Annotated in this window: 28 protein-coding genes; 11 read left to right on the forward strand and 17 right to left on the reverse strand. The window is 69.8% G+C overall.

Annotated elements, in window-relative coordinates; translation table 11 throughout:
• Positions 1-44 precede the first annotated feature (44 nt).
• Together ACGFWI_RS10355 and ACGFWI_RS10360 are read left to right on the forward strand one after the other, a co-directional pair.
• Positions 45-1148, forward strand: coding sequence for an SGNH/GDSL hydrolase family protein (locus ACGFWI_RS10355; RefSeq protein WP_393905518.1), 1104 nt, complete (start codon positions 45-47; stop codon positions 1146-1148).
• Between the two features lie 319 nt (positions 1149-1467).
• A complete protein-coding gene (locus tag ACGFWI_RS10360; protein ID WP_393905717.1) occupies positions 1468-2166 on the forward strand; it encodes a TerB family tellurite resistance protein in 699 nt (232 codons plus the stop codon).
• Positions 2167-2289: 123 nt separating this feature from the next.
• On the opposite strand, the gene ACGFWI_RS10365 is transcribed toward ACGFWI_RS10360, so the two are convergent.
• The 8 genes from ACGFWI_RS10365 to ACGFWI_RS10400 all read right to left on the reverse strand — a co-directional run bounded on the left by ACGFWI_RS10365 (position 2290) and on the right by ACGFWI_RS10400 (position 8986).
• On the reverse strand, positions 2290-3525 hold the full coding sequence (locus ACGFWI_RS10365; RefSeq protein ID WP_393905519.1) for a cytochrome P450: 1236 nt from the start codon (positions 3523-3525) through the stop codon (positions 2290-2292).
• Positions 3441-4823 (reverse strand): cytochrome P450, encoded by a 1383-nt coding sequence (locus ACGFWI_RS10370; RefSeq protein ID WP_393905520.1) that lies wholly within the window; start codon positions 4821-4823, stop codon positions 3441-3443. Before ACGFWI_RS10370 ends, ACGFWI_RS10365 begins: the two co-directional genes overlap by 85 nt.
• Complete coding sequence (locus ACGFWI_RS10375) at positions 4820-5398, reverse strand: ATP/GTP-binding protein (protein WP_393905718.1); 579 nt, start codon at positions 5396-5398, stop codon at positions 4820-4822. Before ACGFWI_RS10375 ends, ACGFWI_RS10370 begins: the two co-directional genes overlap by 4 nt.
• 28 nt (positions 5399-5426) lie before the next feature.
• Positions 5427-5789: a DUF742 domain-containing protein gene (locus tag ACGFWI_RS10380; protein ID WP_393905521.1), complete on the reverse strand. Its 363-nt coding sequence runs from the start codon at positions 5787-5789 to the stop codon at positions 5427-5429.
• A complete protein-coding gene (locus ACGFWI_RS10385) occupies positions 5786-6214 on the reverse strand; it encodes a roadblock/LC7 domain-containing protein (protein ID WP_393905522.1) in 429 nt (142 codons plus the stop codon). Before ACGFWI_RS10385 ends, ACGFWI_RS10380 begins: the two co-directional genes overlap by 4 nt.
• Positions 6211-7638: an ATP-binding protein gene (locus tag ACGFWI_RS10390; RefSeq protein WP_393905523.1), complete on the reverse strand. Its 1428-nt coding sequence runs from the start codon at positions 7636-7638 to the stop codon at positions 6211-6213. Before ACGFWI_RS10390 ends, ACGFWI_RS10385 begins: the two co-directional genes overlap by 4 nt.
• Positions 7639-7880: 242 nt before the next feature.
• Positions 7881-8171 (reverse strand): DUF397 domain-containing protein, encoded by a 291-nt coding sequence (locus tag ACGFWI_RS10395; protein ID WP_393905524.1) that lies wholly within the window; start codon positions 8169-8171, stop codon positions 7881-7883.
• On the reverse strand, positions 8153-8986 hold the full coding sequence (locus ACGFWI_RS10400) for a helix-turn-helix domain-containing protein (RefSeq protein WP_393905525.1): 834 nt from the start codon (positions 8984-8986) through the stop codon (positions 8153-8155). Before ACGFWI_RS10400 ends, ACGFWI_RS10395 begins: the two co-directional genes overlap by 19 nt.
• Positions 8987-9105: 119 nt before the next feature.
• Here ACGFWI_RS10400 and ACGFWI_RS10405 point away from each other — a divergent pair, with 119 nt between their 5' ends.
• The 3 genes from ACGFWI_RS10405 to ACGFWI_RS10415 are packed head-to-tail and all read left to right on the forward strand — an operon-like array spanning position 9106 to position 11065.
• Positions 9106-9405: a hypothetical protein gene (locus tag ACGFWI_RS10405; protein WP_393905526.1), complete on the forward strand. Its 300-nt coding sequence runs from the start codon at positions 9106-9108 to the stop codon at positions 9403-9405.
• A 37-nt stretch (positions 9406-9442) separates the two neighbouring features.
• Complete coding sequence (gene recO, locus ACGFWI_RS10410) at positions 9443-10189, forward strand: DNA repair protein RecO (protein WP_393905527.1); 747 nt, start codon at positions 9443-9445, stop codon at positions 10187-10189.
• A gap of 57 nt (positions 10190-10246) precedes the next feature.
• A complete protein-coding gene (locus tag ACGFWI_RS10415) occupies positions 10247-11065 on the forward strand; it encodes an isoprenyl transferase (protein WP_393905528.1) in 819 nt (272 codons plus the stop codon).
• A 78-nt stretch (positions 11066-11143) separates the two neighbouring features.
• Here the strand turns inward: ACGFWI_RS10415 and ACGFWI_RS10420 are convergent, their stop codons facing one another.
• From ACGFWI_RS10420 to ACGFWI_RS10450, 7 genes are all read right to left on the reverse strand, one after another.
• Positions 11144-11710 carry a hypothetical protein gene (locus ACGFWI_RS10420; protein ID WP_393905529.1) on the reverse strand — a complete coding sequence of 189 codons (567 nt, stop codon included), beginning with the start codon at positions 11708-11710 and terminating at the stop codon, positions 11144-11146.
• Between the two features lie 95 nt (positions 11711-11805).
• Positions 11806-12828: a hypothetical protein gene (locus ACGFWI_RS10425; RefSeq protein ID WP_393905530.1), complete on the reverse strand. Its 1023-nt coding sequence runs from the start codon at positions 12826-12828 to the stop codon at positions 11806-11808.
• Between the two features lie 168 nt (positions 12829-12996).
• The gene (locus ACGFWI_RS10430; protein ID WP_393905531.1) at positions 12997-13353 is read right to left on the reverse strand and encodes a WXG100 family type VII secretion target; all 357 of its coding nucleotides are present in this window, start codon (positions 13351-13353) and stop codon (positions 12997-12999) included.
• 172 nt (positions 13354-13525) lie between these two features.
• The gene (locus ACGFWI_RS10435; protein WP_393905532.1) at positions 13526-13957 is read right to left on the reverse strand and encodes a Fur family transcriptional regulator; all 432 of its coding nucleotides are present in this window, start codon (positions 13955-13957) and stop codon (positions 13526-13528) included.
• A gap of 140 nt (positions 13958-14097) precedes the next feature.
• The gene (locus ACGFWI_RS10440; RefSeq protein WP_393905533.1) at positions 14098-14997 is read right to left on the reverse strand and encodes a metal ABC transporter permease; all 900 of its coding nucleotides are present in this window, start codon (positions 14995-14997) and stop codon (positions 14098-14100) included.
• Entirely contained in the window at positions 14997-15776 is a 780-nt protein-coding gene (locus ACGFWI_RS10445) for a metal ABC transporter ATP-binding protein (protein ID WP_393905719.1), read from the reverse strand. Before ACGFWI_RS10445 ends, ACGFWI_RS10440 begins: the two co-directional genes overlap by 1 nt.
• Before the next feature lie 32 nt (positions 15777-15808).
• Complete coding sequence (locus ACGFWI_RS10450) at positions 15809-16771, reverse strand: metal ABC transporter substrate-binding protein (protein WP_393905534.1); 963 nt, start codon at positions 16769-16771, stop codon at positions 15809-15811.
• A gap of 210 nt (positions 16772-16981) precedes the next feature.
• On the opposite strand from ACGFWI_RS10450, the gene ACGFWI_RS10455 reads away from it, so the two are divergent.
• Positions 16982-18364 carry a glycine--tRNA ligase gene (locus ACGFWI_RS10455; protein WP_393905535.1) on the forward strand — a complete coding sequence of 461 codons (1383 nt, stop codon included), beginning with the start codon at positions 16982-16984 and terminating at the stop codon, positions 18362-18364.
• A gap of 343 nt (positions 18365-18707) precedes the next feature.
• On the opposite strand, the gene ACGFWI_RS10460 is transcribed toward ACGFWI_RS10455, so the two are convergent.
• On the reverse strand, positions 18708-19148 hold the full coding sequence (locus ACGFWI_RS10460) for a hypothetical protein (RefSeq protein WP_393905536.1): 441 nt from the start codon (positions 19146-19148) through the stop codon (positions 18708-18710).
• A gap of 176 nt (positions 19149-19324) precedes the next feature.
• On the opposite strand from ACGFWI_RS10460, the gene ACGFWI_RS10465 reads away from it, so the two are divergent.
• Positions 19325-20551: a sensor histidine kinase gene (locus ACGFWI_RS10465; protein WP_393905537.1), complete on the forward strand. Its 1227-nt coding sequence runs from the start codon at positions 19325-19327 to the stop codon at positions 20549-20551.
• 8 nt (positions 20552-20559) lie between these two features.
• Complete coding sequence (locus tag ACGFWI_RS10470) at positions 20560-21198, forward strand: response regulator (RefSeq protein WP_393905720.1); 639 nt, start codon at positions 20560-20562, stop codon at positions 21196-21198.
• Positions 21199-21209: 11 nt separating this feature from the next.
• On the opposite strand, the gene ACGFWI_RS10475 is transcribed toward ACGFWI_RS10470, so the two are convergent.
• Complete coding sequence (locus ACGFWI_RS10475; RefSeq protein ID WP_393905538.1) at positions 21210-21584, reverse strand: cupin domain-containing protein; 375 nt, start codon at positions 21582-21584, stop codon at positions 21210-21212.
• A gap of 93 nt (positions 21585-21677) precedes the next feature.
• Here ACGFWI_RS10475 and ACGFWI_RS10480 point away from each other — a divergent pair, with 93 nt between their 5' ends.
• The 3 genes from ACGFWI_RS10480 (at position 21678) to ACGFWI_RS10490 (ending at position 24624) form a co-directional block, all read left to right on the forward strand.
• Positions 21678-22118 (forward strand): MarR family winged helix-turn-helix transcriptional regulator, encoded by a 441-nt coding sequence (locus ACGFWI_RS10480; RefSeq protein ID WP_393905539.1) that lies wholly within the window; start codon positions 21678-21680, stop codon positions 22116-22118.
• A 429-nt stretch (positions 22119-22547) separates the two neighbouring features.
• A complete protein-coding gene (locus tag ACGFWI_RS10485) occupies positions 22548-22847 on the forward strand; it encodes an anthrone oxygenase family protein (RefSeq protein WP_393905721.1) in 300 nt (99 codons plus the stop codon).
• Positions 22848-23178: 331 nt separating this feature from the next.
• Complete coding sequence (locus ACGFWI_RS10490) at positions 23179-24624, forward strand: glyceraldehyde-3-phosphate dehydrogenase (RefSeq protein ID WP_393905540.1); 1446 nt, start codon at positions 23179-23181, stop codon at positions 24622-24624.
• Positions 24625-24824: the final 200 nt, after the last annotated feature.

The raw sequence follows: 24824 nt of genomic DNA on the forward strand, positions 1-24824 counted from the left end.
ACCTGAAGGTGGGGTTTGGATTCCTGGCAGATCACAGTAAGTAAGTGGATCAGTACGTTTGGCGATCGGCGCTCGTCGGACAGGCCGCGACGCCGGACACCAAGGACGTGCAGATGAGCAGAAATGGCATGCCCGCACTCTCCCGGCTTCTGGTCGCGGCGGCCGCCTCGCTGGCCGTGGTGGCTTCCGCCTTCGCCCCGGCGGCCTCCGGCGCACCGGCCGACGCGGCGGACCGTCCGGAGTACGTGGCGCTCGGGGACTCGTACAGCGCCGGGGTGTTCGTCCGCCCCTGGGAGTCGCACGACGGCTGCGGGCGCTCCGCGCGCAACTATCCGCACCAGGTCGCCGGGCAGCTGGGCTTCCATCTGAGGGATGTGACCTGCGGGGCCGCCGAGGTGGTCGACGGGGTCCTGGGGCCCCAGCCGGCGTCCAAGATCTACGGACCGCCGTCGGTCCCGCCCGAGGGCGGCTGGTCCGATCTGCCCCCGCAGCTCGACGCGTTGTCCCCCGACACCGACTACGTGACCGTCGGCATCGGCGGCAACTCCCTCGGTTTCGGCTCCATCGTGAGCAAATGCCTCGAACTGGGCATCACCAAGCCCCTGCAGCTCAAGCCCTGCACCAACTACTACACCGGCGGCGGTGCGGGAGCGAGCTGGCTGAACGAGCGGTTCGCGCAGCTCGACGCCGACCTCGGCCACATGATGACGGCGATCCACCGCCGCGCACCGCATGCGCGGGTCGCCGTCGTCGGCTACCCCGCCATCGTCCCGGACGGCTCCGGCTGTTCGTTCCTGCACTGGAACCAGCTCGGCAGCGTCAAGAAGGGCGACATGCCCTGGCTGGACGGGCTCGAAAAGCAGCTGAACGGGCTGCTCCACCGGCACGCCGACGAGCACGCCGCGCTCTACGTCGACACCTACGGGCCCAGCGTGAACCACGGGGTGTGCCAGAGCGGGGACGCGAAATGGATGTACGGCGTCCGGGACAACCTCACCGGTGACGGCGACCAGACCGACGCGCCGTCGGAACTGTGCAAGTCCATCCCCGGCTCCGGCGAGGCCTGCACCTTCGTCCACCCCAACGCCCGCGGCCTGGACAGCCAGTCACGACAGGTGACCCGGGCGCTGATGACCTCGATGGGGTGACGATGATCCCGGTGCGATCCGGCCGCACCCTCACCGTTTTGGCCAAGCCAGGCCCCCGGCACGACCGGGACCCGCAGCCGCCTCACCCACCGCCCGCCTCCTCCTAGCCACGCTGTTCACGGCGTCCACAGGCCTCTGTCCCTCCCTCCGGAGGGGCAGAGGTCTTCGTCATCCGGCCAGTTGTCCGGTACGAGGTGCTGACGTCACATCACGTATGTGGCTAACATCACGTCCAACACGGCGACGGGGCCATGGGGGTACCTCCCGCGCCTTGAGGGCTGAGGGCGAGTTGTTACGGAGGGCCGACGTGAGGCACAAGATGTGTGTGATGGGCGTGTGCACGTCCTGGCGCACCGTCGCCGATGGCGAGTTCTTCTGCCCGGACTGCGGCGGGGACCGCAACTACCTCCGCAGGACCGGCCGCCGCCGTCTCACCGTCCTCGGCGTCCCGCTCCTGCCCCGCGGCGCCACCGGCCCGGTCCTGGAGTGCTCCGCCTGTCACGGCCACTTCGGCCCGGACGCCCTCGACCACCCCACCACCGTCCGCTTCTCCGCGATGCTCAGGGACGCCGTCCACACCGTCACCCTGGCGCTGCTGGCCGCCGGGGGCACCTCCTCCCGCGCGGTCCGCGACACCGCCGTCGACACGGTCCGTGCGGCCGGCTTCGCGGACTGCTGCGAGGACGAACTGCTGACCCTGCTCGCCGCCCTCGCCGCCGACACCGGCCGGCTGACCGGCACCTACGACGCGGTGACCGGCGGTCACTGCGGCCACCAGGGCCTGGACCCGTGCGGTACCGCGCTGGCCATAGAGCTCCATGAGTCGCTGGAACCGCTCGCCCCGCACCTCGCCCCCGCAGGCCGGGAAGCGATCCTCCTCCAGGGCGCCCGTATCGCCCTCGCCGACGGCTCCTACACGCCCGCGGAGCGCGAGGTGCTGAGCACGGTCGGCAGCGCCCTCATGATCCGCCCCGCCGACACGAACCGGCTGCTGGCGGCGGCGCGCACCCCGTCCTGAGGCGGCGGGCCGGCCGGCTGGACCCACCGCCACGTACGTGACCGGCGCGGACTGTCCGGGCATTGGAAAGACCCCGCCACCACAGCAGGGTGACGGGGTCGGGTACCGCGAGCGCCGGGCGGTTCAGCCCGACGTCAGACGCACCGGCAGGCTGTGCAGACCGCCCGAGATGAAGCCGCCCGTCGGCTCCAACTCCTCTGCCGGTACGGCCAGTTGGAGACCGGGGAAGCGGGCGAAGAGGGCCGGGAGGGCGATCCGGGCCTCCATACGGGCCAGCGGGGCGCCCAGGCAGTGGTGGACGCCGTGGCCGAAGGCGAGGTGCTCCTGGCGGTCGCGCCGGATGTCGAAGCCGTCGGCAGTCTCGCCGTGGAAGGCGGGGTCACGGCCGGCCGCGGCGTACGCCGGGAGGATCGCCTCGCCCTTGCGGATGGTGGGGCCGTCCGGAATCTCGATGTCCGCCACGGCGAAGCGGAGCGGGAGAGCGGCGATGCTGGGGGCCCAGCGCAGCGTCTCCTCGATCACGTCGTTCCAGGGCACCTCGCCCGACAGCACCAGCTTGAGCTGCTCGGGGTGGGTGAGCAGGGCGTGCACGGCGTTGCCGAGGAGGTCGACGGTGGTCTCGTGGCCGGCGCCGATGACGAGGAGGAGGGTGTCGAGCAGCTCCTGCTCGGTCATCCGCTGGCCCTCGTCGTCCCGCGCGGCCACCAGGAGGCTCGTCAGGTCGTCGGCCGGGTGCTCGCGCTTGTCGGCGACCAGGCCGGACAGCAGCGCATAAACGGCCGCGGCGGTGGCGCCGGCCTGCTCCGGGGTGGCTGTGGTGTCCATGATGGCCGCGACGAGGCGGGCGAGTTCGGCGCGCTGCTCGCCCTCCGGGAAGCCGAACAGCTCGCAGATGACCTGCATGGGCAGCGGATGGTTGAAGCGGGCGCGCAGGTCCACGGGTTCGCCCGCGGGGTGTGCGGCCAGGTCGTCCAGGAGGGCCGTGGTGATGGCCTCCACGCGCGGGAGCATGGCGTCGGTGCGGCGGGCCGTGAACGCCGGGGCGATCAGCTTGCGCAGCCGCCGGTGGTCGGCGCCGTACGCGGTGAACATGTTCGTGACGCCGATCCAGGACTGCAGCCAGCTGCCGCGGATCTCGTCGCGCTGCCACAGGGGCCAGTGCTCCCGGGGGTTCTTGGACACCCGGTCGTCGGTCAGCAGCTGCTTGAGGAGGGTGTGGCTGGTGACCGACCAGGCCTCGATGCCGCCGGGGAGCTCGGTCCGGGTCGCCGGGCCTAGCGCGCGGAGGCGGGCCGCCTCTCCGTGGATGTCGCTTCCGACCGGGTCGATGACGTAGGGCTGCTGTCCCTGTTGTGCCATGGAGTTGCTCCTGCCTGGTCGGGGGTGATGGGGGTGAAGCGGGACGGGAGTGCCACCAGGGCACGGTGGAAGGCACCGTTGCGCCACTGCAACGTGGAGGCGTCCACGGCGAGTTCGATGTCGGAGAGCCACGCGGTGAGCCGCTCGATGGCGGTGGTGGCGATCAGCAGCGCATGCCGCTTGACGGGGCAGGCGTGCGGGCCGGCCGCCCACGAGAGGTGTGAGCCGCCGCCCGAGCCGGGACCCGTCTGTCCGGTGGTGTCGAACTGGCTGTTGGCGGCCGCGTACGACACCATCACCAGCTGTCCCTTGCGCACCCAGGTGCCGTGGAAGAAGACATCACGGACGGGGAAGTGGGCGGAGTAGTTGGTCAGCGGCGGGTCGTTCCACAGCACCTCGTTGATCGCGTCGTGCGCGGTCAGCGCGCCGCCGGACAGGGTGTTGTAGTAACGGTCGTCGGAGAGCATCCGCGCCAGTGCGTTGCCGATGAGGTTGGCGAGCGGTTCATTGCCCGCGCCCATCGTGAGGATGATGTTGTGGATCAGCTCCTCGTCGTTCAGCGCGTTGGGGTGGTCCATGAACCAGGAGGTCAGGTCCAGTCCGCGCTCGGTCTTCTTCGAGCCGACCAGCTCCATGATGTAGCTGGTGTACGCCTCGTTGGCCGCCGCCGCCTCCTCGGGGGAGTTGCCGTCCAGCATGCCCCCGATGGCCGCGATGAGCCGGTCGCTGTAGGAATCCGGCAGCCCGAAGAGGTTGTTGAACATCAGCAGCGGGATCAGCCGCGCGTAGTCGGCGATCAGGTCGACCTCGCCGTGGGCGCCGAAGCGCTGGATCAGGGTGTCCGCGGCGTGGTGGACACGGGCGCGCAGCTCGTGCGGCTCGACCAGTTTGAAGCTGTCGACGACGACGTCCCGGTAGCGGACGTGCGCCGGCCCGTCGGCGTAGAAGATGTTGGGGCGCCACATCAGCATCGGCATGACCGGCGAGTCCGGCGGGACGGTGGTCATCCACTCCCGCGAGTCCTTGGACCAGGTGGTGTCGTCGTGCAGCAGGTCCAGCGCCGCCCGGTAGTCGGTGACCAGCATCGCGGTCACCTCCGGCGCGATCTCGACCGGCGCGAGCGCACCGTACTGCCGCAGCTGGGCGTAGATGCGGCGGGGGTCGGCGGCGAAGTCCGGTCCGTAGAGCTTCACCGGCGTCTGTGCGTCGGGCCGGTCCGGCACCTGCTGGTACGGGGCGGCGGCGTGCGCCGGGCAGCCCGGTGGCGGTGCGGCTCCCGGCTGGTGCGGGGAAGTCACGGGTTCGGGTTCTCCTCGGGGGTGTGGGCCAGGACGTGCCCGACGAGCGCGATCAGCGCATCGACGGACTGCTCCCGGTCGCGGGCATCGCAGAGCACCAGCGGCGTCTCGGGGTGCAGATCGAGCGCCTCGCGGAGCTTGTCGACGTCGTACTGGGGCGCGTCGGGGAAGGTGTTGACCGCCACGGCATAGCGCAGCCCGGCCTCCTCGACGATGTCCATCACCTCGAAGGAGTCCGCCAGCCGGCGGGTGTCGGCGAGGACCAGGGCGCCCAGCGCGCCGCGGGCGATGTCCTGCCACAGGGGACGGAAGCGCTTCTGTCCGGGCGTGCCGAACAGATACAGCACCAGGTCCCCGGGCAGGGTCAGCCGCCCGAAGTCGATGGCGACGGTGGTGGTGGTCTTCTCCCGGACGCCGGCGAGGTCGTCGACGACCGAGCCGGTCTGGGTCATGACCTCTTCGGTGTGCAGCGGCGGGGTTTCGGACAGCGCACGGATGAGCGTGGTCTTTCCGACTCCGAACGGCCCCGCTACCAGGAGCTTGACCAGTGTCTGGTTCTCGCCGGAGAGATACATGCTGCCGGTGCTCGCGCCGGTGGCGGCGCTAGGACTTGAGAGAGCGGAGTCCATCGAGAACCCTCTCCAGGATCTGTCGGTCGAATTGCTCGGCTTCGGGAATGGGAACGCGGGCGTGCAGCCGCCCGGCATCGACAAGGTCGGCCACCAGCACCTTCACCACGCTCACCGGCAGGTGAAGGTGGGCGGCGACCTCGGCCAGAGACAGCGCCCCGGGCTGCAGCAGCTCCAGGATGCGGTGCTCCTCCGGGCGTACCTCGCTGGTGATCGGCATCCCCGCGCTGTGCAGCAGGGAAAGCCGCTCCAGGGTGTTGCGGCTGGGCTGGGCGCGTCCGCCGGTCGCCAGATAAGCCGGTACGAGGCGCCTGCCGCTGCTCTGGCGCGGGGTCATACGGGGTTACCCAGATCCCGTGCCGGGCTGTTCATGACCTTGTTGCCCAGGGTCGTCACCTGGATCTGCATGTGGTGCGCGACGACGCCCATGTTCACCTCCGGACCGGCGAAGACCGCCAGGCAGGTGTTCTGGCCGGCGGGTATCGCAAAGACGAAGCCCTCGTCGGACTCGATGACGGTCTGCCGCAGCCTGGTGTCGTCCTTCTCGGCGAACGCCGCGGTCACGGCACGGCCCGCGCCCTGGAGCGCGGACATCATCGCGGCGACCCCCTCGGCGGAGTCACGCTTCAGGCCCGGCGAGGCACCCTCGATGAATCCGTCGCCGGAGATGACGGCTGCGTGAATAACATGCGGCAACTCCAGGAGGGGCGCCAACACCCAGGACTTGTCCTCGGCGACACGGCGGCGGGTGGGGCTGTTCATGACTGAGCGTTCCCTTCGGGACTGCGAGGGGGTTCGGGCTGGGCGGCTGCCCGGCCGGATTCGGTACCGCGCTGGAGCGCGGCCCAACGGGATCCGGTCTCCTCCGGGGAGCGCGGGGGAAGCGATTCGGTGTGCTCGGCACTCTCATCGAGTTCGGACACGGGCTTACGGCGGCGCCGGCGCGGCAGCTCGCCTTCGCCCTGCTGGGGCGCCTCGTAGGAGGCCGCGGACGGCGCGGCGGGCGCGGACGGCGCGGCGGCCGCCGGGGACGGCGTCGTGGCGCCGGTCGGCAGCGCGGAGCTGGACCGGTCCGGCACCCCGGAGCGGTGCGGCAGAGGGGCCATCACGGACATCGGCTGGGCGCTCTCGTCGAGGACGGTGAGAAGGGGGTCACCCGGGATGTACACGACCGCACGCACGCCGCCGTACGGGGAGGGCTCGACATGCACCCCGAAGCCGTACTGGCGCACCAGCTGGCCGGCCGCCGCGAACCCGGACCGCGGCGGGTCACCGAGCTGGGTGAGCAGCAGGCTGTCGTCGCCCGACAGCAGCTCCATCGCGGCCTTGATCTCGTCGTCGTGCATCCCCACGCCGTAGTCGTCGACGATGACCGAGGCGCCGCGGTTGCCCTGCTGGAGGGTGATGGTGACGGGCAGTTCACGGTGCGAGTGGTGCAGCGCGTTGGCCAGCAGCTCGGTCACGGTGATCGCGATCGGCTCCACGGCCCGCGCGACCACGGCGACCGGGTCACGCAGCTGGTTGCTGACCTGCACCCGCTCGTAGCCGCGCAGCCGGGAGGTGGCGCCGACGACCAGCTCGGCGAGGTAGGAGTCCTCGCGGGTCAGTCCCGGCCAGGCGCCGCAGACGACACCGGTGGCCTGAATGCGCCGCAGGGCCTGCTCGTTGAGGAAGTCCGCGTTCAGCAGGTCCTGGGCGACGTTCGGGTCGTCGTAGCGGTGCTGCATCTCCTGCAGTGCCGACTGGAGCTGGTAGAGCAGTGCCTGGATGGTGGTGGTCGCGCCGCGGAGGGTGGACTGCGCCGCCGCGTCGACGCGCGAACGCTCCTTGGTGATCGCGTCGCTGACCTGCTCCAGTACGGCGCTCAGCGCCTGGTCGGTCTCCGTCCCGGCGAACCGGGCGTCCAGCAGCCCCGGTACGGGCACATGGGGGTGGGCCAGCGCCAGCGTCAGGTCGGGGAGCCGGGTACCGGCCAGGTGCCGGATCTCGGCCTCGGTGGCGCGCAGCCGGGCGGACAGCTCCGTATTGCTGTGGAGCGTGGCGCTGTTCTGTTCCTCAGCGGCGGACAGGCGTGACCTCAGGTCCGCGCGCTGTCCGCGCGCCCGGATCGAGAGCGCCGCCAGGACCACGGCGGCGGCCGTACCTGCGCTGAGGCACCACAACAGCGCCTCCGGTATGGATGTCATCGAGATCCTCAATTGGGGTACTGACTGGGTCGGCCGGCCATCACGGCGTCGTGCTGCCGATCATCACGGGATGCTACCGGGCAGGTGACGTGCCGTGAGGTGCACTTCCCATGGGGGGACTGAGAAGTACGGAAGGTCGTCTTCCGCCCGCGATGACCCGGACCATAACGTGATGTGGCCCCGTCATCCAGTGGGACGGCGGGGCCTTTGTGTGCCTGATGTGTACGCCTGGTGAAAGACGGTCAGGCGGCGTCGAGTTGCCCGCCTTTGACGGCTTCGATGAAGGCGGTCCAGCCGGTGGCGGGGAAGACCAGGGCGGGGCCGTGGGGCTTCTTGCTGTCGCGGACGGGGACGAGGCCGGGGTGGGCGTCGGAGACCTCGACGCAGTCGCCGTTGTTGTGGTCGCTGTACGAGCTCTTGCGCCAGGAGGCGGCGCCGGGGAAGTCGTGGGCGACCTCGATGCAGTCGCCGCCTTTGTCGTCGCTGTAGCTGCTCTTGCGCCAACGAGCGGTGCTCAGGTCGTACTCGCGCATCGTCTGTAGTCCTCCGCCGCCGATTCGATCAGGGCCAGGGACGCCTCCGGCGACAGCGCGGCGGCCCTCACCAGATCGTAGTCCGCCTGCACATGCTTCACTACGGCCGGATCATCCAGCAGATTTCCCGAATGCACGCCCTCTGTATAGGCGGTTGGCGGGGCATCGTCGAACTCCATGATCTTCAACATCTTGCCCATGGAAGGGTACGGGCCGACGGCGAACGGGAGGATCTGCAACAGGATCTTGCGCTCGCGCGTGAGCTGCACGATGTACTCCAATTGCTCGGCCATGACCGCTGCCCCGCCTACCGGGACCTTGAGTCCGGCCTCATGCAGCACCACCCAATACATGGGCCTTGCGGCTTCCTTGAGGATGACTGCCCGGTCCAGGCGGGCGCGGACACCCGCTTCGATGTACTCGTCCGTCGCAAGCGGATTACCCGCGACCATGAGCGCGTGTGCATACGCCGGTGTCTGCAGCAGACCCGGCACGATCATGGGCGCGAACTCGCAGATCTTCATCGCCAGCCGTTCCAGCTCCGCCGCTGCCGCGAAATAATCTGGGTACCGCTGGTCGTCGATCAGCTTCCGCCAGGTCCGCTCGAAAAAACCGTCGGTTTGTAGAACTTCGTCGATCCGGAGCGCCACATCCAGCTGCGGCTTACGGATCGCTTGCTCGAACTGGCCGATGTAGCCGCCTGAGACGAACACCAGTCGCCCCAATGTTTCCTGGGTTAAGCCGGCTTCTTCGCGGCGCCGCTTGAGCTCTGCGCCCCAATATTCCCAGGCCGCCTGTCGCGAGGCGTTAGCCATGACCTAACTCCTTTCTGCTTCACGGCAGTTGTATTGCCGACCTCCTTGCCCAGCCTAGTTCCGCACCGTCACGCTCTGAATGCGAACAGTGAAACCCCTCACGGAGAGTGCGGACGATCATGAACCAGCCCAAGGACGTGGAAACCGTGACGACGGATCTGCGGGAAGCCCTCGCCCGTGCAGGCGTCGTGCTGCCTTCCCTGCGCCCCGACCCCGTCTCGTACGAGCACCGGTATCTGCCGCCGCTCGTGGAGCTGGGGCGCTGCACGATGGACGTGGCCCGGCGGCTGACCCGCGCGCTCGACGGGTCCCCGCCGGAGCTCGCCGAGCCCGCGTCGCTCCCGCAGGTCGCCGTCACCGAGCGGCTGAGCATCGCGACCGCCCACGCCAACGCACGCAGCCGGGGCGAGCGGGCCTGAGGGACACCCGCCCCCGCCGATGCGCGAGAATGGCGCCATGAGTCTGTTCCGCGACGACGGCATCGTGCTGCGCACCCAGAAGCTGGGTGAGGCGGACCGGATCATCACGCTGCTCACCCGGGGGCACGGCCGGGTCCGTGCGGTGGCTCGCGGGGTGCGGCGGACGAAGTCGAAGTTCGGGGCGCGGCTGGAGCCGTTCTCGCACGTCGATGTGCAGTTCTATGCGCGCGGCAGCGAGCTGATCGGGCGCGGGCTGCCGCTGTGTACGCAGAGCGAGACGATCGCGGCGTACGGCGGCGGGATCGTCACGGACTACGCCCGCTACACGGCCGGCACGGCCATGCTGGAGACCGCCGAGCGGTTCACCGACCACGAGGGCGAGCCCGCCGTGCAGCAGTACCTGCTGCTGGTCGGCGGGCTGCGGACGCTGGCCAACGGCGAGCACCAGCCGCATCTGGTGCTGGACGCCTTTCTGCTGCGCTCGCTCGCCGTCAACGGCTATGCGCCGAGTTTCGACAGCTGTGCGCGGTGCGGGCTGCCCGGTCCCAACCGGTTCTTCTCCGTGGGGGCGGGCGGTGTGACCTGCGGTGACTGCCGAGTGCCGGGGAGCGTCGTACCCTCCTCTGAGGCCATCGGGCTCCTGAGCGCACTGCTGACCGGCGACTGGGAGACCGCGGACGCCTGTGAGGCCCGGCATGCCCGGGAGGGCAGCGGGCTCGTCGCGGCGTATCTGCACTGGCATTTGGAGCGGGGCCTGCGTTCCCTCCGGTATGTAGAGAAATAGCGACAACGCCCTCAAGACAAAAAACGCCCCTCAAGACACATAGGAGACGTGGGCCGCATGGCACGACGCGGGATTCTGGGCCGTAATCGACGTGAGTACGTGACGCCCGAGCCGCACCCTTCCGGTGCGCGGCCGCCGAAGATCCCCGGTGAGCTCGTCCCGAACCATGTGGCGGTCGTCATGGACGGCAACGGCCGGTGGGCCAAGGAGCGCGGGCTGCCGCGGACCGAGGGCCACAAGGTCGGCGAGGGCGTCGTCCTGGACGTCCTCAAGGGCTGCATCGAAATGGGCGTGAAGAATCTTTCGCTGTACGCCTTCTCGACGGAGAACTGGAAGCGGTCGCCCGACGAGGTCCGCTTCCTGATGAACTTCAACCGCGATGTGATCCGGCGGCGCCGTGACGAAATGGACGCGCTGGGTATTCGTATCCGGTGGGTCGGCCGGATGCCGAAGCTGTGGAAGTCCGTGGTGCAGGAACTCCAGGTCGCCCAGGAGCAGACCAAGAACAATGACGCCATGACGCTGTATTTCTGCGTGAATTACGGCGGGCGGGCCGAGATCGCCGATGCGGCGGCAGCCATCGCGGCGGATGTGCGGGCCGGAAAGCTGGACCCGTCGAAGGTGAACGAGAAGACCGTCGCGAAGTACATGTACTACCCGGACATGCCGGATGTGGATCTCTTTGTGCGGCCGTCCGGAGAGCAGCGGACCTCGAACTACCTGATCTGGCAGAGCGCCTATGCCGAGATGGTTTTCCAGGACATTCTGTGGCCGGACTTCGACCGCCGGAATCTGTGGCAGGCATGCCTGGAGTACGCGAAGCGGGACCGCAGGTTCGGGGCGGCGCCGGAGGCGGAAGACCCGTCCGCGACATAGGACGTCCAGGGGCGTACGAGGGGCCGGCGGCGTTCGCGCGAACGCCGACGGCCCCTTGCCCGTGAGTGCCGCGTCCCGTCAGGAGTGCCAGATCTCGCGGAGGTGCGAGACGGCGCCGGAGCCGTCCGCCGTGATCTCGTAGATGTCTCCCGAGCAGGCGAGGGGCGCCTCGACCCGGTCGTGCCGCAGACAGGCGGTGAGGTGCCGGGTCAGCTCGGCGACGGTCACCGTGCGGTGGCCGGTCGCGCCGGTGCTCAGCTCGGCCGTGGCCCCCGCGGCCAGCGGCCGGCGGGCGGCCTTCCCCGTCCCCGCATACCCCCCGCCATTGGGATCACAGGCGAACTTCGCGTCCCGGACGGACAGTGCGCCATGCGCCGGCGCGGCCATGACCTGCACCATCCGGTGCCCCTTGGCCGTCTTGCCGGGGGTGCAGTCGGAGGTCGGCTCCGGGTCGATCGGCAGGTCCTTCACCGGCGAGGCCGAGGCGGCCGGTGAGCCGGACGGTGTGGACGCCGGGGACGAGGCGGCCGGGGCGGACGATGCGGTGGCCTCCGGGGAAGCGTCCGTGTCCTCGCCCTTGCAGGAGGTGAGCGAGGCCAGCGCGGCGGCGACAGCGGCGGCGGCGAGCAGGCGGCGGGTGAACATGCAGGCGTTCTCTCTCGTGTGCGGGATGGGGCGTGCCGGAGGGACCGGCCGGGGGCCGCGGCACCGCGGCCCCCGGCCGGTCCCTCGGACGCGTCCTAGAGGCCGTTGCGGCGGTAGGGCACGTACGGCTTGCCGATCGACCTTTCGTGCGCGGCGTCGCCGGAGTAGTACGGGTACGGGATGACGTGCGAGACGGTGCCCTGGGAGCCGTCGTCCTCCAGGGCGACGTACTTGGTGTGCTCCTTGTCGGCCCAGCCGCCGAAGAGGACGGTGTGGTCGCCGGCGATCAGGGCGTCGCCCGGCTGCAGATCGTCCTTGGTGATCACATGGGCGGTGTTGTTGCCCATCAGGCCGTAGGTGTTCATGCCCGGCGGCTCCAGACCCCAGGCGGCGGAGACGAACCCGGAGCAGTCGTCGCGGTAGCCGTTGGTGGTGGCCGACTGGCTGTAGCCGATCCGGTGGTTCACCCGCTCCAGGGCGCGGTCGATGATGTCCTTGCGCTCGCCCGGAAGCCCGGAGGTGTCGGGGGTGGTCTCGACGCCCGCACCGGTGGTGGTGTGGTGCTTGCCCGGCGACCAGGCGTCCCAGTCGCCCTTGGTGTCCCACTTGCCGTCGCCGTGCCCCTGCGTGGGGGCCGGGCCGGAGCCGCCGCCTCCGTTGCCGCCACCGCCGCCACCGGAGGAGCCGCCGTTGCCGCCGCCGTTGCCGCCGCCGGTGTGTCCGGGGGAGTGGGGGGCGTCGTGCTGCTTCTTCCGGTGCTTGATCTTCTTCAGCTCATCTTCGATCTTCTTCTCGTTGGCCTCGTACTCGGCCTTGACCTTCTTGATCTTCTCGGCGTCGCCCGCCAGCTCTTCGAGGAGCTTCTTCTTGTTCTCCTCCAGGCGCCCGCTCACCTCGGCGATGTCCTTCACGTCCGCGAGCACCTGGTAGGCGATGCCGAAACCGGGGAGCTGCGCGAGCGGTGCCGCGGCGAGGTCGATGCCCGCCGCCGTGACCAGCGTCTTCTTGATCTCGCCCAGCCGCTGGTTCAGCTCCTGCATTCGCCGGCTGACCGAGCGCCAGTCCTTCTCGATCTTGGCGAGTTCCGCCATCTCGACGCCGAACGTGTCGCCTGCCATCCCTACAACCCCCGTGATGTGGTGGAGAACCGCGAAATGCCCGGCGTACCGGGGGGAAGGTCGCGATCCGAAGGCCTCGGGCTCCGTGGAAGGGGAGCCCGGTGAACGTGGAGTCCAGCGGACGGTGGACTCCGTGGGCGAAGCGCCCAAGAAGGGAATGACGTGTCGTCAGTAGACCTGCGACAGGCGGGTGACCGACGTGCCGAGCGTGGAGAGGTCGTCGGAGATCGTGTTCATCTCCTTGACGCGGGCGTGTGCGACACGGACGAAGGCGTCGGATGCCGGGCCGTGCCAAGTCAGGTCGTCGAGGGTGGAGTTGATCTCCTTGGTCAGGCCGTCCAGCTCGGTGCTCAGCGTCTTCAGCTCGGCCGCGATCTTCTGCAGATCGGCCTCGCCGCCGCCGAACATCTGGGTCAGCGCCCAGTGCGCGATCTCGGCCGGCGCCATCATGACGTCCTTGCCGATCTCGACCACGTCGCCGACCAGCTTCGTGCCGTCGTCCCAGAGTTCCCCGAGAACGCCCATTTTCTACCCCCGTGGTATGCGCGTAGATCCACGCTGATGCCGCGTCAAGGCTAGCACCGGCGTGTACCTGACAGTTATCCCCGAGCGCAATTCCGGGGGAGCTGTTGACCAAAGATGGGGACAGACGGAAGGGCCGCCTCCATCCGGAGGCGGCCCGCTCGCGTGCGTGCTGTTACTTCTGCTCCGCGGCCGGCCGTGCCGCGCACTCTCCGCAGGTCCCGAAGATCTCGATGGTGTGCGCGACGTCCTGGAAGCCGTGCTCCGCGGCGATCTGGTCGGCCCACTTCTCCACCGCGGGGCCCTCGACCTCGACGGCCTTGCCGCAGGCCCGGCACACCAGATGGTGGTGGTGATCGTCGGTGCTGCACCGGCGGTAGACCGACTCGCCCTCGCTGGTGCGCAGCACATCGACCTCACCGGCGTCGGCGAGGGACTGCAGCGTCCGGTAGACGGTGGTCAGCCCGACCGAGTCGCCCTTGTGCTTGAGCATGTCGTGCAGCTCCTGCGCACTGCGGAACTCCTCGACCTCGTCGAGTGCGGCCGACACCGCGGTCCGTTGCCGCGTCGACCGGCCGCGTACCGGAGATCCCGCGCTCGTCGCCACCGTTGCCTCCCTAGGACGTCAGGACTTCCCCCTGGACGTGCGTCCCGCCATTGTGCCAGGTGATGACCGGACCGTCGGTGGGACGCTTACGCGTACAGCTGTCTGCCGAAAGCTACCCGCCGGCACCTCTCCACCCATGCTCATCCGGCCACGCTCACGTCGTCCGTGGCGGTGCGGCCGCCGGGTACCTCCAGAGTGCACCCCTTCGTGTCCTCCGCGGCAGCCCTGGCGCGCTTTTTCGCCAGCGGCGCGGCGAGCGCCGTGAAGAGCACGAACAGGGCGATGGCGAACAGCACGATCGTGGCGCCGGACGGCACGTCGACGTAGTACGAGGTGGCGGTGCCCGTAAGAGTGACCGCGACACCGATCGCGACGGCCACCACGAAGGTGACCGCAAAGCTGCGGCTGATCTGCTGGGCGGCCGCGACCGGGATCACCATCAGGGCGCTGACCAGCAGCAGTCCCACGACGCGCATGGCGACGGTGACGGTGACCGCGGCGGTGACGGCGACCAGCAGATTGAGCAGCCGCACCGGCAGGCCCGTCACCCGGGCGAACTCCTCGTCCTGGCAGACGGCGAACAGCTGACGGCGCAGCCCGATCGTGATCGCCAGCACCATGGCGGCCAGGACATAGATCGTCGTCATGTCCTGCGGCGAGACGGTGGTGATCGAGCCGAAGAGATACGTACCGAGGTTGGCGTTGGAGCCGGCGTCGGAGAGGTTCATCAGCATCACACCGCCCGCCATACCGCCGTAGAAGAGCATGGCCAGTGCGAGATCGCCGCGGGTCTTGCCGTACCAGCGGATCAGCTCCATGACGACGGAGCCGGCGATGGCGACGGCGGTGGCGACCCACACCGGGCTGGTGTTGAGCAGAAAGCCGAGGCCGACGCCGGTGAGCGCGACATGGCCGATGCCGTCGCCCATCAGGGCCTGGCGGCGCTGGACGAGGTAGATGCCGATGGCGGGGGCGGTGACGCCGACGATCAGGGCGGCGATCAAGGCCCGCTGCATAAAGGCGTAGTCGAGGATTTCCATCAGCTCAGCAGCCCCGTCCGGATCGGTTCCGCGGCCGCGTCGGCGTGCGGGTGGACATGGTCATGGCCGGGCAGCGCATGCTGGCCCACGGCCTCGGGCGGCGGGCCGTCGTGGACGACACAGCCGTCCCGCAGCACCACCGCGCGGTCGATCAGCGGCTCCAGCGGGCCCAGCTCGTGCAGCACGAGGAGGACCGTGGTGCCGCGGCCGACCTGTTCGCGCAGTGCGGAGGCGAGCACCTCCTGGCTGGCCAGGTCGACGCCGGCCATCGGCTCGTCCATGATCAGCAGTTCCGGTTCGCCGGCCAGCGCGCGGGCGATCAGCACGCGCTGGTGCTGCCCGCCGGAGAGCGCGTTGACGGAGTCCTTGGCGCGGTCCGCCATGCCGACCAGCTCCAGGGCGCGGTGCACCGCGGCCCGGTCGGCCTTGCGCAGGATCCCCAGCTTCGTACGGGCGAGCCGGCCGGCCGTGACGACCTCGCGGACGGTGGCGGGGACACCGCCGGCGGCGGTGGTGCGCTGCGGTACGTATCCGATCCGGGCCCAGTTCCTGAACCGCCGGAACTCCGTACCGAAGAGGGCCAGCTCGCCGCCGCTGAGCGGGACCTGGCCGATCACGGAGCGTACGGCGGTGGACTTGCCGGAGCCGTTGGCGCCGAGCAGCGCGACGACCTCGCCGGTGTGCACCGTCAGGTCGACGCCGCGCAGCACGGGGCGGGCGCCCAGGGAGGCGGTGGCCCCGCGCAGGTCGACGACCGGCTGGGCGGGCGACTGGTTCATGGTGACCTCCGTCACGTGCTGTGCGGTGTCCGTCACTTGCTGCCGAGCGCCTTCTGGAGCGCGGCGAGGTTGGCGCGCTGCACCCCGAAGTAGTCCCTGCCGCGGGACTTGCCGTTGATCCCTTCGAGCGGGTCCAGGACATCGGTCTTCAGGTGCAGGTCACCGGCCAGGGCCTTGGCGGTGGCCGGGTTGGCGATCGTCTCGAAGAAGACGGTCGAGACATGGTGCTCGGTGGCGAGGGTGTGCAGGTCCCTGATGCGGTGGGCGCTGGGCTCGGACTCGGGGTCGAGGCCGCTGATGGCCTCCTCGGTCAGCCCGTAGCGCTCGGCGAGGTAGCCGAAGGCCGCATGCGTGGTGAGGAAGGTGTCCGAAGAGCGCTTCTTCAGCCCGTCCCGGAAGTCCTTGTTCAGCCCGTCCAGCTTCTTCACCAGCGCATCGGTGTTCTTCCGGTAGTCGGCCCTGTGGGCCGGGTCCGCCTTGGCGAGCGTCTTGTCGACGCCCTTGGCGACCTCGGCGTACTTCACGGGGTCGAGCCAGATGTGCGGGTCGTCGCCGCCCTCGGCCTCGGAGTGCGAGTGGTTGTCGCCGGTGGTGTGGTGGTGGCCGTCGACCTCGGTGCCGTGCTTTTCGAGGGAGGTGAACGAGGCGGCGTCGGCGACGTTCTTGTTGCCGGACTGTGCGACGGCGTCGTCCACGGCGGGCTGCAGACCCTTGAGGTAGACGACCGCGCCGGACTCCCCGAGCTGGGCGGTCTGCTTCGGGCTGAGCTCCAGGTCGTGCGGCTCGACGCCCGGCTTGGTGAGGTCGGTCACCTCGACGTGCTGCCCGCCGATCTGCCGGGCCAGGAATTCCATGGGGTAGAAGGACGCTGTCACTCGCAGCTTGCCGTCTTCGGTGCGGGCCCCGCCGGCGGGGGTGCAGGCGGAGAGAGCCAGCAGACCGAGCACCGAGACTCCGGCGAGGGCCGCGGTGGATATGCGACGGCGTATGTTCATGACACTCATTTTCAACAAAGTTGGAAACGATTGTCAACAACGGATGGGCCGGTGTGAGCGGGACGACAGTGGGCCGGAACCGATTTGATCCAGGGGGTACGGCCGCCGGTACCCTGAACTATTCGCCCACCCGTCTCCCGACCACCACCCCCCAGCGAGGCGCTAGGGCGCTGCCCATCCATCGTTCGTCGTCGTAATGAAGAGAGCACCGTGGCCGCCGACAAGATCGATACCATCGTCAGCCTGAGCAAGCGCCGTGGCTTCGTATACCCCTGCAGTGAGATCTACGGCGGCTCCCGCGCTGCCTGGGACTACGGTCCGTTGGGCGTCGAGCTCAAGGAGAACATCAAGCGTCAGTGGTGGCGCGCCATGGTCACCTCCCGCGAAGACGTCGTCGGTCTCGACTCGTCGGTGATCCTGGCCCCCGAGGTCTGGCAGGCGTCCGGCCACGTCGCCACCTTCACCGACCCGCTCACCGAGTGCACCTCCTGCCACAAGCGCTTCCGCGCCGACCACCTGGAAGAGGCGTACGAGGCCAAGCACGGCAGGCTTCCGGCGAACGGCCTCGCCGACGTGAACTGCCCGCACTGCGGCAACAAGGGCGGCTTCACCGAGCCCAAGCAGTTCTCCGGCCTGCTCTCCACCCACCTCGGCCCGTCCCAGGACACCGCCTCGGTCGCCTACCTGCGCCCCGAGACCGCGCAGGGCATCTTCACCAACTTCGCCCAGGTGCAGCAGACTTCCCGCAAGAAGCCGCCGTTCGGCATCGCGCAGATGGGCAAGTCCTTCCGCAACGAGATCACTCCCGGCAACTTCATCTTCCGGACCCGTGAGTTCGAGCAGATGGAGATGGAGTTCTTCGTCAAGCCGGGCGAGGACGAGAAGTGGCAGGAGTACTGGATGGCCGAGCGGTGGAACTGGTACCGCGACCTCGGCATCCGCGAGGAGAACATCCGCTGGTACGAGCACCCGGCCGAGAAGCTCTCGCACTACTCCAAGCGCACCGCTGACATCGAGTACCGCTTCAACTTCGGCGGCACCGAGTTCTCCGAGCTGGAGGGTGTGGCCAACCGCACCGACTACGACCTGACCGCGCACGCCAAGGCGTCCGGCCAGGACCTCTCCTACTTCGACCAGGAGGCCGGCGAGCGCTGGACTCCGTACGTCATCGAGCCGGCGGCCGGTGTGAACCGCGCGATGCTCGCCTTCATGCTCGACTCGTACATCGAGGACGAGGCGCCCAACGCCAAGGGCAAGATGGAGAAGCGCACCGTCATGCAGCTCGACCCGCGGCTGTCGCCGGTCAAGGTCGCGGTGCTGCCGCTGTCCCGTAACCCGCAGCTGTCGCCGAAGGCCAAGGGGCTGGCCACGGACCTGCGCAAGAACTGGAACATCGAGTTCGACGACGCGGGCGCGATCGGCCGCCGCTACCGCCGCCAGGACGAGATCGGCACGCCGTTCTGCGTCACGGTCGACTTCGACACCCTCGATGACGACGCGGTGACCGTGCGCGAGCGCGACACCATGAAGCAGGAGCGGGTCAGCCTGGACCAGATCCAGAGCTACCTGGGGGCGCGGCTGCTCGGCTGCTAGTCCTTCGCGGGGCGGCGCCGGTCCTTCGCGGGGCGGCGCCGGTCCTTCGCGGGGCGGCGCCTGTCCCTTTGGGGGCGGTGCCCACGTGTGACCTCAAGCGCCGGTCGGCTCGAATTCCCGGGCCCGGCCGGCGCTTTTGCGTGCGGCGCCGCGGGCCGGCAGCCGTGGGCTCGGCACCGCCGTCGGGTGATGTGGGGCTGATCGCCGTGGCGGCGGGACGGGCCAGCGGGACGGGGCAGCGGTATGGGGCAGCGATACGAGGCAGCGGGAATGCCTCCCGGCGCCCCCACGTTGTGGCTCGCAAGGGGCCCTCGCACCCCTACGGGATGTGTTCGTCCAACCCCTAAGCGCCTCGCGTCGGCCGCGATGCGAGGCAGGCGCACAGGGCCGCCAGGGGCAGCTCCGCGCCGACGGCCATGGCTATGGCGGTGGCCAGTTCGGCGCCGGGGGCGGCGGTGGCGAGGTCGAGGCAGGCGTCGGCGAGGAGGAGGACGGCCGCGGCGGCCGCGGGGGCGCGGTGGCGGGAGTCGGCGCGCAGCAGGCGGGTGCCGGCAGTGAGGAGGGCGGCGGCCTCCAGGGCGTCGAGGGTGACCCAGGCGGCGGCCTCGGCGGGCGGCAGGGTGCCGGCGAGGTAGCCGAGCCAGGGGAGGAGGGCGAGTCCGGCGCCGGTCAGGATCCGGCCCTGCAGACGGCGCGCAGCGGTGAGCCGTACGGCGCCGCTGGCCACCCGGGCAAGGGAGTAACTGCCGCTGGGGCACGGGGAGTTCAAGGCGATGAGAGTCATGGGGCGGGTCTCTTTCCGGAGTCGCGAACCCGGCCGTCGGGCTCATGATCAAGACTCCGCTTTCCGCCCGTCACCGTCAGTAATGCGGAATTCCGACTTGGGGTGGCACTGGCTACACCCCCGCTACGGACACTGCTGTCATGGCCCTCGCGCAACCTGTCTCATACGGTCGGATCATGACCGTCCCGCCCCGGCTGCGCCGGACTCTCGTACGCCTGCGACGTGACATCGCGTTCCTGGCCGCAGGGGTGACGCTGCACCTCGTCCCGCTGGCGCTGCACTTCTGGCTGGTGATGCTGCTGCTCGGCACCGTGCTCGACCCGGACCCCGAGACGCCGGTGGTGCTGGCGTTCACGCTTCCCCTGCTGATCGTCGCGGGCTGGGGGTTGACCGAGCCGCAGCGCTGGCGGTTCCGGGCACTGTGCGGCGTGGAGTTGCCGCGGCTGCGGTTCAAGGAGGTCAAGCGGCAGTTCGGCTACAACTTGCTGATCGGTCCGCTGCTCGGGGTGCTGGAATTCCTGCTGCTGGCACTGCTGTTGGCGGCGCTGGCGGCCTCGCTGGTCCTGGTGTGGGTGTGGCTGGTGCCGTGGCAGTGGCGGGTCGACCACCGTGGCTACACCACTACGGCCGCCTACCTCACCGTGGCGGGACTGCTGGCGCTCGCCGCCGTGCCCCCGCTGGCCACGGGGCTCGTCCGGCTGGAGATTCTGGTCGGGCGGGCGGTGCTGGGGGTGAGCCGGTCCGACGAACTGGCGCGACGGGTCGAGGACCTCACCGAGAGCCGGGCCGGCGCGGTGGACGCAGCCGACGCCGAGCGCCGGCGTATCGAGCGCGATCTGCACGACGGTGCGCAGCAGCGGCTGGTGTCGCTGGCGCTGAACCTCGGGCTGGCCAAGGCGACGCTGACGGATCTGCCGCCGGAGGCGCAGCAGGTCATCGACGCCGCACACCGCGAGGCGAAGGACGCGATCGAGGAACTCAACAACCTGGTGCGCGGGCTCCACCCGGCCGTACTGGACGAACTGGGGCTGGACGCGGCGCTGTCGGGTCTCGCGGCCCGCGCCCCGCTGCCCGTACGGCTGCGGGTGGACCTGCCGCCCGGCCTGCCGCAACGGGCGGCGCCGGCGATCGAGGCGGTCGCCTACTTCGTCGCCTCCGAGGCGCTGACGAACATCGCCAAGCATGCGCGGGAGGCGACCCGGGCGGAGGTGACGGTCACCCGGCTCGGCGAGATACTCCGGGTGGTGATCGCCGATGACGGTGTGGGCGGCGCCGATCCGTCCAAGGGGAGCGGTCTGAAGGGGCTTGCCCAGCGGGTGCGGTCCGTGGACGGGACCTTCCGGATGAGCAGCCCCGTGGGGGGCCCGACCATGATGAGCGTGGAGCTGCCGTGCCCGATGTGAGGCGTGCCGTGATCGCCGAGGACTCCGTTCTGCTGCGGATCGGGCTGGTCAAGGTGGTGGAGATGGCCGGGTTCGAGGTGGTGGCCGAGGCGGGGGACGCGCAGGAGCTGCTGGCGGCGGTCGGGGAACACCGGCCCGACCTCGCGGTGGTGGACGTCCGGATGCCCCCCGGCTTCACCGACGAGGGCGTACGCGCCGCACTGTCGATACGCCAGAGATGGCCCGCCACCGCCGTATTGATGCTCTCCCAGTACGTCGAGGAGCGCTACGCGGCCGATCTGCTCGCGACGAACACCAGCGGCGTCGGCTATCTGCTCAAACAACGGGTCGCGGATGTCGAGGAGTTCATCGAGGCGCTGCGGAGGGTGGCGGCCGGCGGCACCGCGCTGGACCCGCAGGTCGTCGCCCAGCTGCTGGTGCGGCGGGCGAGCGATCCGCTGGAGCGGCTGACGGCCCGCGAACGGGATGTTCTCGCCCTGATGGCCGAGGGCCGCTCCAACGCGGGCATCGCCGCCCAGCTCGTGGTGAGCGAGAGCGCGGTCGCCAAACACATCAACAACATCCTCGCCAAACTGGACCTGCCGAAGGCGGACGCCGATCACCGCCGGGTGCTGGCGGTGCTGCACTTCCTCGGGGTGGGCGGCTAAGGGCTGTCCCGCTAGTGGGCCCAGGGCGGCGCCATGCTGCTGCCGTCGGCCAGCTCGGCGGTCAGGCCGGTACGGGTGGTGACCCACATCCGCGCCGGCCCGTCGGTCTCATTGGCCACCGCGAGTGCGGAACCGGCGGGGGCCACCGCCGCATCGCCGGGGCCGAGTTCGGCGCTCTCACCGTCGATGGAGAACCGCAGCCGGCCGGACAGGACGTAGAAGGCTTCCTCCTGGCTGATCACATGAACCGGGGGCACCGTTCCGGCCGGGACCTCGCAAACCCAGGCCGCGAGATCCCGGCTGCCGGTGGCCGGTCGGACGTAGGAGACGAAACGCGCACCGTGAACCTCGTGAACGACGGCCTCGTTACTGCGGATAAAGGACATGTCGGCCTCCCCGGGCAGGCTTCTTGCTCGCCTGCCGCATAGACAAGTTACTTGTCTACATAGACAAGCGCCTTGTCCAGTTATAGTCAAGACATGGATGACGCCCTGTCCTTTTCCACGCTCGTGCTCGCGCTGTCAGGACAGCTGGTGCAGGAGATTCACACACGGGTGGCCGCGCAGGGGTTCGCGGACCTGCGCCCCGTGCACGGTTTCGCCTTCGCCCGGATCTCCCGGGGCGATGTCACCACCGCCGACCTGGCCGAACACCTGGGAGTCAGCAAGCAGGCCGCCGCCCAACTGGTCGACGAGCTGGTCCGCAAGGGATATGTGGTGCGCCGGCCACACCCCCAGGACGCCCGCGCCCGGCTCCTGTCGCTGACCGAGCGCGGCGGGGCCGCGACGCGCGCTGCCGACGAGGCGGCCCGGGCGGCCGTTGCGCCGTGGCGAGAGGTGCTGGGCGCGGAGCGCTTCGGTGCCCTCGCCGCCGACCTGGCCCGGCTCGCACCGAACGGCCCGATCCGGCCTGCCTGGTGAGCCGGTGCCCGCGTCCGCTGCCTCGCGTGGCCTTCGGGAGGTGCCGACGCGGGCCGGGTCGGCGGCGGGTTCGGCCGGGCGTTGGCCGGCTGGGGTGAGTGGCGGAGCTGTGGGGGGCGGGGAGGTGGCCGGGTCTTGGGGGAGACGGCGTGAACCGAGGGGTGCGGCGGCGACCAGCTGGCCGTCGTCGCCCCGGCCCGCTAGCCCTGCAGACCGCGACGCTCCTGGTCGCGACCCTCGGTGCGGACCTGATGGCCGGCCTGTTCGCCGCCTTCGCCTACGCGGTGATGCCCGGCCTCGGCCGGTCCGCCGACCGCACTTTCGTACAGGCCATGCAGAAACGGCTGGTTCCTGCTCCCCTTTCTGCTGCCGGTCCCCCTGCTCGTCCTCGCCACGGTCCTGGCCTGGAACGGGCGCGACCGGGTCGCCCTGCCCTGGATCCTCGCCGCGCTGGTGCTGTACTTGGCGGGCTTCTTCGTCACCAGTGGCGTCAACGTCCCCCTCAACAACGCGCTCGACAAGGCCCCGACGGATGAGGGTCCTGCCGCATCCGGCGGACCAGGCGCCCCCGGCGGCCCGGCCGACCGGCCCGGTGCGCTCAAGGCCGCGCGGGACGGCTTCGAGAGCCGGTGGGTCACCTGGAACATCGTGCGCGCGCTCGCCCACGCCGCCGCCTTCGGCATGCTCGCCTGGGCCCTCTTCCTGCACGGCGCGGCGGGCACGGTGTGAGGAGCCTTCCGGGAGCCGCGTTCGATGGCGCCCGGTCCGCTTCCGTCGCCCGGTCCGCTTCCGTCGATCGGGCCGGTTTCGTCGATACGGAGCACGGCCGCCGTCGAGGCCGACGAGGCCGTTGAGGCCGACTAGGAGCGCCGGGGGGTGGGCGGACAGGTATGGGCAAATCCCTGCAAGTCAGGGCACCTTCCTCCCGCGCAGTGACTCCTTCCCTGTCCGGTGTGGCCGTGAGGCTTGATCGCGGAATCCCGCTGAGGGGGCACCGTTTGAATGACTAATACGGCGGCGGGTTAGCATATGAGCACCGCCTAGCTCGAAAGATAAACCTGTGACTGTCAATGACGACTCGTTCACCAACTGGCAAAACCGCGAGGAGATCGCGGAGTCGATGATCCCGATCATCGGGAAGCTGCATCGGGAACGGGACATCACGGTCCTGCTCCACAGCCGCTCCTTGGTGAACAAGTCGGTGGTCAGCATCCTCAAGACCCACCGGTTTGCCCGGCAGATCGCCGGTGCGGAACTCTCGGTCACCGAGACGCTGCCGTTCCTGCAGGCTCTCACCACGCTCGATCTCGGCCCTTCCCAGATCGACATCGGCATGCTCGCCGCGACGTACAAGACCGACGACCGCGGTCTCTCGGTGCAGGAGTTCACCGCCGAGGCCGTCGCCGGCGCCACGGGTGCCAACAAGATCGAGCGCCGTGAACCGCGCGACGTCGTCCTCTACGGGTTCGGCCGCATCGGCCGCCTCCTCGCCCGCCTGCTCATCGAGAAGGCCGGCTCCGGCAACGGTCTGCGGCTGCGCGCCATCGTCGTGCGCAAGGGCGCCGGCCAGGACATCGTCAAGCGCGCCTCGCTGCTGCGCCGTGACTCCATCCACGGCCAGTTCCAGGGCACGATCAGTGTCGACGAGGCGAACAGCACGATCATCGCCAACGGCAACGAGATCAAGGTGATCTACTCCGACGACCCGACGTCGGTGGACTACACGGCGTACGGCATCAAGGACGCCATCCTCATCGACAACACCGGCAAGTGGCGCGACCGCGAGGGCCTGTCGAAGCACCTCCGTCCCGGCATCGCCAAGGTCGTCCTGACCGCGCCGGGCAAGGGCGACGTCCCCAACGTCGTCCATGGCGTCAACCACGACACGATCAAGCCGGACGAGCAGATCCTGTCCTGCGCGTCCTGCACCACCAACGCGCTCGTCCCGCCGCTGAAGGCGATGGCGGACGAGTACGGCGTCCTGCACGGTCATGTGGAGACCGTCCACTCGTTCACCAACGACCAGAACCTGCTGGACAATTACCACAACTCCGACCGCCGCGGCCGCTCGGCGGCGCTCAACATGGTCATCACCGAGACCGGCGCCGCCTCCGCCGTCACCAAGGCGCTGCCCGACCTCAAGGCGAGGATCACCGGCAGCTCGATCCGCGTCCCGGTGCCGGACGTCTCGATCGCGATCCTCAACCTGCGGCTCGCGCGCGAGACCACCCGCGAGGAGGTCCTCGACTACCTCCGCGACGTGTCGCTGACCTCGCCGCTCAAGCGCCAGATCGACTTCATCAACGCCCCCGACGCGGTCTCCAGCGACTTCATCGGTTCGCGCCACGCCTCGATCGTCGACGCCGGTGCCACCAAGGTCGAGGGCGACAACGCGATCCTCTACCTGTGGTACGACAACGAGTTCGGCTACTCCTGCCAGGTCGTCCGCGTCGTCCAGCACGTCTCCGGGGTGGAGTACCCGACCTACCCGGCCCCGGCGGTCTGATCTCGTCGGACTGTCCGATCCGGCGTCCGGGCAAGCCGGTGTCCGGGCAAGCCCGGCGGGCCGGGTGGCAGCGGGGCGGCAACCGATCCCGATCGGGATCCGGCTGACCGCCTGCCGTCACCCGTCACCCGCCGGTCGGCGCCGGCACGGGATGGCCCAGCGGCACCGGGATACCGGGACACCGCCGATGTGTCCGTCCT

This window comes from Streptomyces sp. NPDC048434 (assembly GCF_043200375.1).
GTDB lineage: Bacteria > Actinomycetota > Actinomycetes > Streptomycetales > Streptomycetaceae > Streptomyces.

Excerpts from the sequence above, each read along its gene's own strand:
- ACGFWI_RS10360 (WP_393905717.1), top strand. The coding sequence starts at position 1,468 with ATGTGTGTGATGGGCGTGTGCACGTCCTGGCGCACCGTCGCCGATGGC.
- ACGFWI_RS10365 (WP_393905519.1), bottom strand. The coding sequence starts at position 3,525 with ATGGCACAACAGGGACAGCAGCCCTACGTCATCGACCCGGTCGGAAGC.
- ACGFWI_RS10375 (WP_393905718.1), bottom strand. The coding sequence starts at position 5,398 with ATGTATCTCTCCGGCGAGAACCAGACACTGGTCAAGCTCCTGGTAGCG.
- ACGFWI_RS10380 (WP_393905521.1), bottom strand. The coding sequence starts at position 5,789 with ATGACCCCGCGCCAGAGCAGCGGCAGGCGCCTCGTACCGGCTTATCTG.
- ACGFWI_RS10385 (WP_393905522.1), bottom strand. The coding sequence starts at position 6,214 with ATGAACAGCCCCACCCGCCGCCGTGTCGCCGAGGACAAGTCCTGGGTG.
- ACGFWI_RS10390 (WP_393905523.1), bottom strand. The coding sequence starts at position 7,638 with ATGACATCCATACCGGAGGCGCTGTTGTGGTGCCTCAGCGCAGGTACG.
- ACGFWI_RS10395 (WP_393905524.1), bottom strand. The coding sequence starts at position 8,171 with ATGCGCGAGTACGACCTGAGCACCGCTCGTTGGCGCAAGAGCAGCTAC.
- ACGFWI_RS10400 (WP_393905525.1), bottom strand. The coding sequence starts at position 8,986 with ATGGCTAACGCCTCGCGACAGGCGGCCTGGGAATATTGGGGCGCAGAG.
- ACGFWI_RS10405 (WP_393905526.1), top strand. The coding sequence starts at position 9,106 with ATGAACCAGCCCAAGGACGTGGAAACCGTGACGACGGATCTGCGGGAA.
- recO (WP_393905527.1), top strand. The coding sequence starts at position 9,443 with ATGAGTCTGTTCCGCGACGACGGCATCGTGCTGCGCACCCAGAAGCTG.
- ACGFWI_RS10415 (WP_393905528.1), top strand. The coding sequence starts at position 10,247 with ATGGCACGACGCGGGATTCTGGGCCGTAATCGACGTGAGTACGTGACG.
- ACGFWI_RS10420 (WP_393905529.1), bottom strand. The coding sequence starts at position 11,710 with ATGTTCACCCGCCGCCTGCTCGCCGCCGCCGCTGTCGCCGCCGCGCTG.
- ACGFWI_RS10425 (WP_393905530.1), bottom strand. The coding sequence starts at position 12,828 with ATGGCAGGCGACACGTTCGGCGTCGAGATGGCGGAACTCGCCAAGATC.
- ACGFWI_RS10430 (WP_393905531.1), bottom strand. The coding sequence starts at position 13,353 with ATGGGCGTTCTCGGGGAACTCTGGGACGACGGCACGAAGCTGGTCGGC.
- ACGFWI_RS10440 (WP_393905533.1), bottom strand. The coding sequence starts at position 14,997 with ATGGAAATCCTCGACTACGCCTTTATGCAGCGGGCCTTGATCGCCGCC.
- ACGFWI_RS10445 (WP_393905719.1), bottom strand. The coding sequence starts at position 15,776 with ATGAACCAGTCGCCCGCCCAGCCGGTCGTCGACCTGCGCGGGGCCACC.
- ACGFWI_RS10450 (WP_393905534.1), bottom strand. The coding sequence starts at position 16,771 with ATGAACATACGCCGTCGCATATCCACCGCGGCCCTCGCCGGAGTCTCG.
- ACGFWI_RS10460 (WP_393905536.1), bottom strand. The coding sequence starts at position 19,148 with ATGACTCTCATCGCCTTGAACTCCCCGTGCCCCAGCGGCAGTTACTCC.
- ACGFWI_RS10465 (WP_393905537.1), top strand. The coding sequence starts at position 19,325 with ATGACCGTCCCGCCCCGGCTGCGCCGGACTCTCGTACGCCTGCGACGT.
- ACGFWI_RS10475 (WP_393905538.1), bottom strand. The coding sequence starts at position 21,584 with ATGTCCTTTATCCGCAGTAACGAGGCCGTCGTTCACGAGGTTCACGGT.
- ACGFWI_RS10480 (WP_393905539.1), top strand. The coding sequence starts at position 21,678 with ATGGATGACGCCCTGTCCTTTTCCACGCTCGTGCTCGCGCTGTCAGGA.